We start from the raw sequence: 10,087 nt of genomic DNA, 5'->3' as shown, positions 1-10,087 counted from the left end.
GGCGGCTGCCAGTTCCTCGTACTCCGCGCCGCGCGCGGCCCCCGCCCGCATCGCCAGGGCGACCCGGCGGCTGGGGGCCGGGTCGGCGAAGTACCCGGTGAGGAGCTGGTTGCTGCGCGAGGTCTCGACCTTGACGGCCGTGCGCGGCAGCAGCGTGACCCCGAGCCCGCCGGCCACCAGCTGCACCAGCGTGGACAGCCCGGCGGCGGTCGTGGTGACCGGCACGTCGTCGCGGCCGGCCTCCCGGCAGATGTCGAGGGCCTGGTCGCGCAGGCAGTGCCCCTCGTCGAGCAGCAGCAGGTTCAGCTCGCGCAGTGCCTCGCGGGGAATGCCCTCACGGCCGCCGAGCGCGTGGTCGAGCGGCGTGACGAGCACGAAGTCCTCGTCGAACAGCGGCAGTTCCACCACTCCCGGCACGCCCAGCGGCACGGCGAGCAGCAGCAGGTCGAGCCGTCCGGCGGCCAGGCCGTCGAGCAGGTTGGCGGTCTGCTCCTCGTGCACCTGCAGATCCAGGTGCGGATACCGCTCGTGGACGAGCCGCAGCACGGTCGGCAGCAGATAGGGCGCCACGGTCGGGATCACCCCGAGCCGCAGCACGCCGGTGAAGGGTGCCCGGACCGCCTCGGCCTCCTCCATCAGCGCGCCCACCTCGGCCAGCACCGCCTTGGCCCGGACGGCGATCCGCTCGCCCTCGGGCGAGAGCAGCACCTTGCGCGTCGTACGCTCGAGGAGCGTCACTCCGAGTGTCTCCTCCAGCGCCGAGACGGCGCCCGAGAGGGCGGGCTGACTCATCCCGATCGCCCCGGCGGCGTCCCGGAAATGCAGGTGCTCGGCGACGGCCGCGAACGCCCGCAGCTGGGCGAGGCTCGGCTGCCTGCGCTTACTACCCACGGTCACTGATAACTACCTCCGATCAACCCGACCGAGTGTAGCTATTTCCGTAATCAATCGACGCTGTGCCAACATCAACACCGTCCAACCCATGGGAAACGCCCGCAATCCGGGAGTTTCTTCGCTGCAAGGAGAGCCTGTGCTCACTGTCGGTGACAAGTTCCCCGAGTTCGAACTGACCGCCTGCGTCTCGCTGGAGAAGGGCAAGGAGTTCGAGAAGATCAACCACAAGACCTACGAAGGCAAGTGGAAGGTGATCTTCGCCTGGCCCAAGGACTTCACCTTCGTGTGCCCGACCGAGATCGCCGCCTTCGGCAAGCTGAACGACGAGTTCGCCGACCGCGACGCCCAGGTCCTCGGCTTCTCCGGCGACTCCGAGTTCGTCCACCACGCCTGGCGCAAGGACCACGACGACCTGCGTGACCTGCCCTTCCCGATGATGGCCGACTCCAAGCACGAGCTGATGCGCGACCTCGGCATCGAGGACGAGGACGGCTTCGCCAAGCGCGCGGTCTTCATCGTGGACCAGAACAACGAGATCCAGTTCTCCATGGTGACCGCCGGTTCCGTCGGCCGGAACCCGAAGGAGGTCCTGCGGGTCCTGGACGCGCTCCAGACGGACGAGCTGTGCCCCTGCAACTGGTCCAAGGGCGACGAGACCCTGGACCCGGTCAAGCTGCTGGCTGGTGAGTGAGGCATGTCCCTCGACTCCCTGAAGTCGCGCATACCGGACTACGCCAAGGACCTGAAGCTCAACCTGGGCTCGGTCATCGGCAACTCGGACCTGCCGGCCCAGCAGCTGTGGGGCACCGTGCTGGCGACCGCCATCGCCTCGCGCTCCCCGATCGTGCTGCGTGAGCTGGAGCCGGAGGCGAAGGCGAACCTGTCGCCGGAGGCCTACACGGCGGCCAAGGCCGCCGCCGCGGTGATGGCCATGAACAACGTCTTCTACCGCACGCGCCACCTGCTGTCGGACCACGAGTACGGCAGCCTGCGCGCGGGTCTGCGGATGAACGTCATCGGCAACCCGGGCGTCGACAAGGTCGACTTCGAGCTGTGGTCCTTCGCCGTCTCGGCCATCAACGGCTGTGGCATGTGCCTGGACTCGCACGAGCAGGTCCTGCGCAAGGCGGGCCTGGACCGCGAGGTCGTCCAGGAGGCGTTCAAGATCGCGTCCGTGATCCAGGCGGTCGGCGTGACGCTCGACGCCGAGGCGGTCCTGGCCGAGTAACCCCCGGCCGTACGCCCGTCGTGACAGGGCCCCGTCCACCCACCGGTGGACGGGGCCCTGTTCGTCGTGCGCGCTACTCCCGCGGCGCCTCGGGGGCGGGCTCCGCGCTCACCGCCGTGGCCCCGCGCGGCGGCACTGCATGCCGCACCGCGGCCTTGCGCGCGTACGCCCGCAGATACCCGGCGACGGTGTTCGTCACGGCCACCAGCGGCACGGCGACCACCGCGCCGCCGATCCCGGCCACCATCCCGCCGCACGCCACCGCCAGCACCACCGCGAGCGGGTGCACCCGCACCGCCCGGCCGAGGATGAACGGCTGCAGGATGTGCCCCTCGATCTGCTGCACCGCCAGCACCACCACCAGTGTCATGACGGCCGTGAACACCCCCTGGGTGACGAGCGCGACGACCACCGCCAGCGCCCCGGACACCACCGCGCCCACCAGCGGGATGAACGCGAACAGGAAGATGAACACCGCCAGCGGCACGGCCATCGGCACGTCGAGGAAGTAGATCCCGAGCCCGATGAAGATCGCGTCGATCAGCGCGACGATCACCGTGCCGCGCACGTACGCCGTCAGCGTCCGCCAGGCCGCGGGCCCCGCCCCGGCCACGCCCGGCCGGGCCGCCGCCGGCACCAGCTTCAGCGTCCACTCCCAGATCCGCTTGCCGTCGTAGAGCAGGAACAGCGTGCAGAACACCGCGAGCAGAATGCCGGTCAGCGCCTCGACGACGACCGTGACGCCCTCCAGCCCGGCGGAGGTGATCTGGTCGGTGTTCGCCCCGACCGCCTCACGCAGGTTCTTGGCGATCTCGTTGATCTGCTTGTCGGTGACGTGGAAGGGGCTGTTCAGCAGCCAGTTCCGCAACTCGTCGATGCCGTCCTGGATCTGGCTCGACAGGTCGTCGATGTTCTCCATGACCTGCCAGGTCACGAACCAGCCGATGAGGCCCATGACGACGAAACCGAGGATCGCCGTCAGGGCGGTGGCGGGCCCGCGCGGCACCCCGTGGCGCCGCAGCCGCGCCACCGTCGGCTGCAGCATGGCCGTGATGAGCAGCGCGATGACGAACGAGAGCACCACGAGCTGGACGGCGCTGATGACTCGCATCAGCACCCACAGCGTGCCCGCGAGGACGAGCAGCCGCCAGCCGGCCTCCGCCGCGACCCGCACGCCCCACGGCACGGCGAGCGCGGGGTCGGGCCGGGCCGGGACGTCGGGGGCGTAGTCCGGGGGCGGCGGCACGAGCTCGTCGGGCCGCGGGACGGACTCGGGGTCGTCCCGCTCCCGTTCGGCCGCGGCACGGCGTTCGTTGTACCGCTCGCTCATCTCGGTCAGTCCGGCACCGAGCCGGCCGAGCCACCTTGGCACTCGCGACATGATCCGTCCTTTTCCCCCGTCTGTGCGCACCACTCCCCCGGGAGCCGTCCGCGTCCGACCGTACATGGCGCGAGCCCCGCACCGTACGACGGTGCGGGGCTCGCGCGAAGGAGAGGATCGGCCGTGGGCCGGTCGGCTCAGTACCAGTGGTTGGCCTGCCAGAACGACCAGGCGTCACACGGGCTGCCGTAGCGGTCGTTCATGTAGTTCAGGCCCCACTTGATCTGGGTGGCCGGGTTCGTCTGCCAGTCGGCGCCGACGGACGACATCTTGGAGCCCGGCAGGGCCTGGAAGAGGCCGTAGGCACCGGAGGAGGGGTTGACCGCCTTGTAGTTCCAGTCGGACTCGTGGTCCACGATGTTGCTGAAGCACTGGAACTGACCCGCCGGCACCATCTGCCGTGCCATCGCCTGGATCTGCGCGATGGAGTAGGAGGACGCGACGGGGAAGTCGGAGATGTCCTTGGAGCGGGTGGCCGCTGCCTTGGCCTCCGCGCGCTCCTTGGCCTCCTTGGCGGCCTTCTCGGCGGCCTCTTCGGCAGCCTTCTTCTTCGCGATGGCCGTCTCGGCGGCGGCCTTGCGGGCGGCCTCCTCGGCGTCCTTCTTCGCGCTCACGTCCGCTGCGATGGCCTGCGCGTCGGCCTGCTGCGTCAGGGACGCGGTCTGCACCTGGGCCTGCTGGCCCGCGGGGATGTCCGCGAGCAGCGTGGCGCCGCTTGCCGTCGCTTCCGCGTCGCTGTTCTGCGCGGTGCTGCCCGAGGCAACGCCGACGACGCTTCCGACAGCGGTGACCGCCGTGGCCGAGGCCACTGCGAATCCCCGGACCGAGATCCGGCTCACACGGTTTCCTTCCAGCATCGCCCGCTTCGGTGACCCTCGCGGACGCAATCGTGCCCCTGGCACTGGCCTCCCCAACTACGGGGTCACGGGAGGCGCGGGCCCGGTGGGCAACTCCCGCGAGGGGAGTGCCGCGTGGTGCTCGGGCGGCATACGACATCGCTATGGAGTTGGCATGTGCTCTACGTGGTGCCGTACCGCTGGGGGTACAGCTGTGTCGTATGCGGGGCCTGACAGAAGTGAGACTCTGCCGTAACCCGACGGGGCAAGGCAATTCCGAGTTGCGTGTGAAAGCTCACATCCCGTTGGGCGCGGGAAATTCACAGGAAAGTCCACACGCGAAGGCGCCGCCCGGCTAGGCTCTTCGCCTTTCCGGACGGCGCCAACTCCTGCGCAATCGCCCCTATTACATCGGGGCGGTCACATCTGCCCGTCTTCGAGCATTTCGGTCACAAGGGCGGCGATCTGGGACCTCTCGGACCGGGTCAGGGTCACGTGCGCGAAGAGCGGATGCCCCTTCAGCTTCTCCACGACGGCGACGACACCGTCGTAGCGGCCGACCCGCAGGTTGTCCCGCTGGGCCACGTCATGGGTGAGCACCACCCGTGAATTGGCCCCGATCCGGGACAGCACGGTGAGGAGGACGTTCTTCTCCAGGGACTGCGCCTCGTCCACGATGACGAACGCGTCGTGCAGCGAGCGCCCGCGGATGTGCGTCAGCGGCAGGACCTCCAGCATCCCGCGCGCGGTGACCTCCTCGATGACCTCCCGGCTGGTGACCGCCGACAGCGTGTCGAACACCGCCTGCGCCCAGGGGCTCATCTTCTCCGCCTCGGTACCGGGCAGATAGCCGAGCTCCTGCCCGCCCACCGCGTACAGCGGCCGGAAGACCATCACCTTCTGGTGCTGACGGCGCTCCAGCACGGCCTCCAGGCCCGCGCACAGCGCCAGCGCCGACTTGCCGGTGCCGGCCCGGCCGCCCATCGACACGATCCCGACGTCCGGATCGAGCAGCAGGTCCAGCGCGATCCGCTGCTCGGCGCTGCGGCCCTTGATGCCGAACGCCTCGCGGTCCCCGCGCACGACCCGGATGTTGCCCTCGGGTGTGACCCGCCCGAGCGCCTTGCCGCGCTCCGACTGGATCATCAGACCCGTGTGCACCGGCAGGTCGGCGGCCTCGGGGACGTAGACCTGGCCCTCCTCGAAGAGGATGTCCACCTGCTCGCCGGGCAGGGTCAGTTCGGACATTCCGGTCCAGCCGGAGGAGTCCGTGATGGCGAGTTCCGCGCGGTACTCCTCGGCGAGGAGTCCGACGGAGGACGCCTTGATCCTGAGCGGGAGGTCCTTGGAGACGACGGTGACGTCGAACCCCTCGGCCTGCAGGTTGCGGGCGACCGCGAGGATGCGGGAGTCGTTGTCCCCCAGGCGGTAGCCGCTGGGCAGCACGCTGGGGTCCGAGTGGTTGAGCTCGACACGGACGGTCCCGCCCAGGTCCCCCGTGGGGATGGGGGCGTCGAGGCGGCCGAACCGCACCCGGAGGTCGTCGAGCAGGCGCAGGGCCTGCCGGGCGAAGTAGCCGAGTTCGGGATGGTGCCGCTTGGCCTCCAGTTCCGTCACCACGACGATGGGGAGCACGACCTCGTGCTCGTCGAAGCGGTGCAGGGCGTTCGGGTCGGCCAGCAGGACGCTGGTGTCGAGGACATAGGTGCGCCGGTCGGGCTTGTGGCGCTTTGTGCTGGTCACCACGGAAGGACGTACCCCCTCGGATGAGGTCGGGGAGCGACGGAGTGGAGCTGGACCGGTTGTCGGCCGCCCTGCATGGGCCGAAAACCGGCCCTCCGCCTGCGTCCGTGCGGTGACCGCACGATCGGGCTGGTGCAAAGGGCCTCCCGGGCGGACGGCCCCGTGCCGTCCGCTGAGATCCGACACCCGTGGTTCGGGCGTCGACCTGACTGGGTTATGCCCTCGAACGAGCGTCGCCATGCCACGGCATATGACGGCGGGCCGGTGAACTCCGCGTGACGTGCGTCTTCGGGGAGGAACCGGGGGTACCGGGAAGGGTTACGGCCGCGGGAGTCCGACGTGGGACGTCCTGCGTCCGGGTGTGTCCGTGGGTGTCCGTGCCGGCGCCCGCGGATGTGCCCGTGGTGTGCCCGTGGGTGTGCTCAGCCGCCGTAGCGGCGGTGGCGGGCGGCGTAGTCGCGCATGGCGCGCAGGAAGTCCACCTTGCGGAAGGCCGGCCAGAACACGTCGCAGAAGTAGTACTCGGAGTGCGCGGTCTGCCAGAGCATGAATCCGGACAGCCGCTGCTCGCCGCTGGTGCGGATCACCAGGTCGGGGTCGGGCTGGTCGCTCGTGTAGAGGTGACGCCCGATCATGTCGATGTCGACGGCCTCGGCGAGCTCCTCCATCGAGGTGCCCTTGTCCTGGGCGTCGAGCAGCATCGACCGCACGGCGTCGGCGATCTCCTGGCGGCCGCCGTACCCGATGGCGACGTTGACCAGTATCCCCTGGACGTGCGCGGTGGCCTCCTCGGCCTCCTTGAGGACCGTCTGCATCCCGGCGGGCAGCAGGTCCGGCGTACCCACGTGGTGGACCCGCCAGCGGCCGTCGGCGGCGAGCGCGCGCACGACGTCCTCGATGATGCCGAGCAGGGGGACGAGCTCTTCCTTCGGACGGTCGAAGTTGTCCGTGGACAGCAGCCAGAGGGTGACGACCTCGACGTCGGTCTCGGTGCACCAGCCGAGGAACTCCTCGATCTTCTCGGCACCGGCCCGGTGCCCGTGGACGGTGCTGGATCCGGCGGCCTTCGCCCAGCGCCGGTTGCCGTCCATGATGACGCCGATGTGCTTGGGCACCTGAGCGTGGTCCAGGTGGCCTTCCACCCGGCGTGCGTACAGCCTGACCAGCAGGCCACGCAGCTTGTCGCGCAGGTTCACGTGATTGTCGCCCCTCCGTACGGATCGGACGGGCCGCGGCGAGCGGCCCGGTCGCGGCCGCGGGCGGTCCCCGCCCGTGTGGCAGTCCCCGGAGGCGAAGCCTACCCCCGCTGCGGCCTTGGGCCGCCAACGGGTGCGGAACGCAAGGTTCCGGCCGTGGGTTCGAGCCGCCTCGCGCGGCGAAAGAAAACGGGCCGGTCCGTGGGGGGGAGACGGACCGGCCCGAGGGGGGGTTTCCACCATAACCCTTTGTAAGTGCTGCTGCGTGCATCGGCGGGCCACAACTACTCTCCGGAGCCGCCCGGCGACGCCGCGATGACCGCGGAACCCTTCGTTCACAACTCGCGCATGGCCGAAACACCGCCGGTACGCAGGGGAATCGGGTGATCTGGGGCAGGATCCGGAGGATTTGCCGCACCTTGGGATCCGCTCGGCGGACTTGTCCACCCATCCCCCTGACGGGTGAACCCGGCAGCGAACGCCCGCTTGACCGCCGAGGTCACCCACCCGCCTCCCTCGCGGGGAGGCCCTGGCACCGCGCAGCCCCCTCCACTGCGCGGTACCGCCCGCGCAGCTTTGCTCACGCGAATTACCTTGGTCCGAAGTTACGTGATGGGGCGGCTCGAAAGCGAGCCAGCAGGATAACGATGTGAAAACCCTCGACGGAAGATGCACGAGAGGTGTGAGCGAACGGAGTGACACGGCGCACCACGCGAAGAGGACGGGACCTGTCCTCATTCGCCTCTACGGTCGGCCCATGACGAGCACGGTGCGGATCACCTGGGACGCGGCGAATGCGCGGCGCGCGGAGCGGCAGTTTCCGGCCGGACCGGCGCCGGCCGGCAACCCGGCCGCCGGCCCGGTCAGCGGCGGGGGCACCGGCACGGTCGCCGACATCGTCACGGCGATGAGAGGGGCGCACGCGCAGGTACTCTCCGCCGCCGAGGTGTCGATCGGGATGCGGGCGGCGGGCGGGGTGACACGGACGGACGTGCGGTCCGCGCTCTGGGAGGAGCGGTCCCTGGTCAGGACGTACGGCCCGCGCGGCACGGTCCATCTGCTCCCGGCGCACGAACTCCCCCTCTGGTCGGCGGCCCTGCTAGCGGTCCCGGTCGGCCCGAGCCCCTTCCCGCCCGAGGTGCGCCTCACCGGCGAGCAGGCCGAGGAGGTGGTGGCGGCGATCGGTGACGCGCTGGACGGCAGGTGCCTGACCCTCGACGAACTGACCGGGGAGGTCGTCGCCCGTACGGGTCCGTGGGCGGGCGACCGGGTGATGCCGGCGTTCCAGGACCTGTGGCCGCGCTGGCGGCAGGTGATGCACCGGGCGGGCTGGGCGGGGAAGTTGTGCTTCGGCCCGAACCGGGGGCGCAAGGCGACGTACACGCGTCCGGCGTGGGCAGGGGCGGACTCGGAAGGGGCTCGGGGGGCGGAGGACGGGCTGTTCACCTTCGTCAGCCGCTACCTGCGCGCGTACGGACCGGCGACCCCGGCGCACTTCGCACGATGGCTGGCGGCGCCGGCCGGCTGGGCCACGGTCCTGTTCCGGGAGATGGCGGCGGCCGGCGCCGTCGAGGAGGTCGACTTCGAGGGGTCACCGGCCTGGGTGACGGCGGGTGACACCGCGTTCCCCGAGGGCCCCGCGCGAGGCGTGCGGCTGCTGCCCCACTTCGACGCGTACGTCGTCGCCGGCCAGCCCCGGGAGCGGCTGTTCCCCGGCGAGGCGTACCGGCGCGCCCTCGCCGGCGGCCAGGCCGGCAACCATCCCGTGCTGCTCGTCGACGGTGTGGTGCGCGGGGTGTGGCACCAGCGGCGCCGGGGCCGTCGCACGACGATCACGGTGGAGCCGCTCGTCCGGCTGACGGCGCGGCAGCGGCGGCAACTGGGCGAGCAGGCGGAGCGGGTGGGCGAGGTGCTGGAGGCGACGGCGGAACTGGTGCTGGGGAAGGTGACCGTGGGGCCGCACGCGTGAGCTGACTGCCGCTGATCACGCGGGCCGGGCGGGCCCGTCCGGCCTGCGGGCCTCGATGAGGTGGCGGGTGCTGTGCGCGACGAAGGGCCCGTCGGCCAGGATCCGCTCGTGCAGGGACCGCAGGCGCGGCTCGTACGCCTCGACGGTGAAGCCGGGGACCATCCACACCACCTTGCGCAGGAAGTGCACGACCGCGCCGATGTCGTGGAACTCCATCCGCAGCCGCTCCGCCCGCAGATCCACCACGTCCAGCCCGGCGGCCTCGGCGTCGGCCCGTTCGCGCTCGGGATGACGGCCGCCGCGCACCTCCTCCGGCTGGGGGCCGAGGAAGTACTCGACGAGTTCGAAGACGCTGGCCGGGCCGACGTGCTGGGCGAAGTACGTCCCGCCCGGCCGCAGCACGCGGGCGATCTCGTCCCAGTGCGGCCGGACGGGATGACGGCTGACGACCAGGTCGAAGGCGCCGTCGGCGAAGGGCAGCGGGGCCTTTTCGGCGGCGGCCACGACGGCGACACCCTGCGGTGCCAGCAGAGCGGTGGCCTTGGCGACGTTCGGCGGCCAGCCCTCGGTGGCGACGGTGAGCGGAGGCCGCCGGCCGGCCCTGGCCAGTGCGAAGTCGAGCACTTCCCCGCCCCCCGTCTGCACGTCGAGCGCGGCACTCGCCCGGCTCAGCCGCCCGGCCGTCGACACGGCGTACCCCCAGGAGGGCCGCGCCTCCGTGGCGCGTCCCTCGAACCAGGAGAAGTCCCAGCCTTCCGTGGGCACGGAGGCGCCTTCGGCGAGGAGGGCTTCGAAGGTGGGGGGCTTGGGGGGTGTGGTGCGGTGGCCGGCCATGGGGGG

9 protein-coding genes are annotated in these 10,087 nt (G+C 70.9%); 3 read left to right on the top strand and 6 right to left on the bottom strand.

Annotated features, from left to right (window positions below):
- Positions 1–891: LysR substrate-binding domain-containing protein (locus RIN80_RS24325; protein WP_375141796.1), on the bottom strand; the 891-nt coding region annotated here is incomplete at its 3' end.
- 139 nt (positions 892–1,030) lie between these two features.
- Here RIN80_RS24325 and RIN80_RS24320 point away from each other — a divergent pair.
- Positions 1,031–1,585: a peroxiredoxin gene (locus RIN80_RS24320; RefSeq protein ID WP_031119691.1), complete on the top strand. Its 555-nt coding sequence runs from the start codon at positions 1,031–1,033 to the stop codon at positions 1,583–1,585.
- Positions 1,586–1,588: 3 nt separating this feature from the next.
- Positions 1,589–2,122, top strand: coding sequence for an alkyl hydroperoxide reductase (locus RIN80_RS24315; RefSeq protein WP_309097778.1), 534 nt, complete (start codon positions 1,589–1,591; stop codon positions 2,120–2,122).
- 73 nt (positions 2,123–2,195) lie between these two features.
- On the opposite strand, the gene RIN80_RS24310 is transcribed toward RIN80_RS24315, so the two are convergent.
- From RIN80_RS24310 to RIN80_RS24295, 4 genes are all read right to left on the bottom strand, one after another.
- Positions 2,196–3,503 carry an AI-2E family transporter gene (locus RIN80_RS24310; protein ID WP_309097777.1) on the bottom strand — a complete coding sequence of 436 codons (1,308 nt, stop codon included), beginning with the start codon at positions 3,501–3,503 and terminating at the stop codon, positions 2,196–2,198.
- Positions 3,504–3,640: 137 nt separating this feature from the next.
- Complete coding sequence (locus RIN80_RS24305) at positions 3,641–4,360, bottom strand: transglycosylase SLT domain-containing protein (protein ID WP_309097776.1); 720 nt, start codon at positions 4,358–4,360, stop codon at positions 3,641–3,643.
- A gap of 399 nt (positions 4,361–4,759) precedes the next feature.
- Entirely contained in the window at positions 4,760–6,085 is a 1,326-nt protein-coding gene (locus RIN80_RS24300) for a PhoH family protein (protein ID WP_309097775.1), read from the bottom strand.
- A gap of 419 nt (positions 6,086–6,504) precedes the next feature.
- A complete protein-coding gene (locus RIN80_RS24295) occupies positions 6,505–7,278 on the bottom strand; it encodes an isoprenyl transferase (protein ID WP_309097774.1) in 774 nt (257 codons plus the stop codon).
- 757 nt (positions 7,279–8,035) lie between these two features.
- On the opposite strand from RIN80_RS24295, the gene RIN80_RS24290 reads away from it, so the two are divergent.
- Complete coding sequence (locus RIN80_RS24290) at positions 8,036–9,247, top strand: winged helix DNA-binding domain-containing protein (RefSeq protein WP_309097773.1); 1,212 nt, start codon at positions 8,036–8,038, stop codon at positions 9,245–9,247.
- A 15-nt stretch (positions 9,248–9,262) separates the two neighbouring features.
- Here the strand turns inward: RIN80_RS24290 and RIN80_RS24285 are convergent, their stop codons facing one another.
- Complete coding sequence (locus RIN80_RS24285; RefSeq protein ID WP_309097780.1) at positions 9,263–10,081, bottom strand: class I SAM-dependent methyltransferase; 819 nt, start codon at positions 10,079–10,081, stop codon at positions 9,263–9,265.
- Between the last annotated feature and the right edge of the window lie 6 nt (positions 10,082–10,087).

Source organism: Streptomyces sp. (assembly GCF_031181705.1).
Classification (GTDB): domain Bacteria; phylum Actinomycetota; class Actinomycetes; order Streptomycetales; family Streptomycetaceae; genus Streptomyces.
Note: the sequence above shows the minus strand (reverse complement) of the source record. Positions and strands in the feature narration are given on the sequence as shown.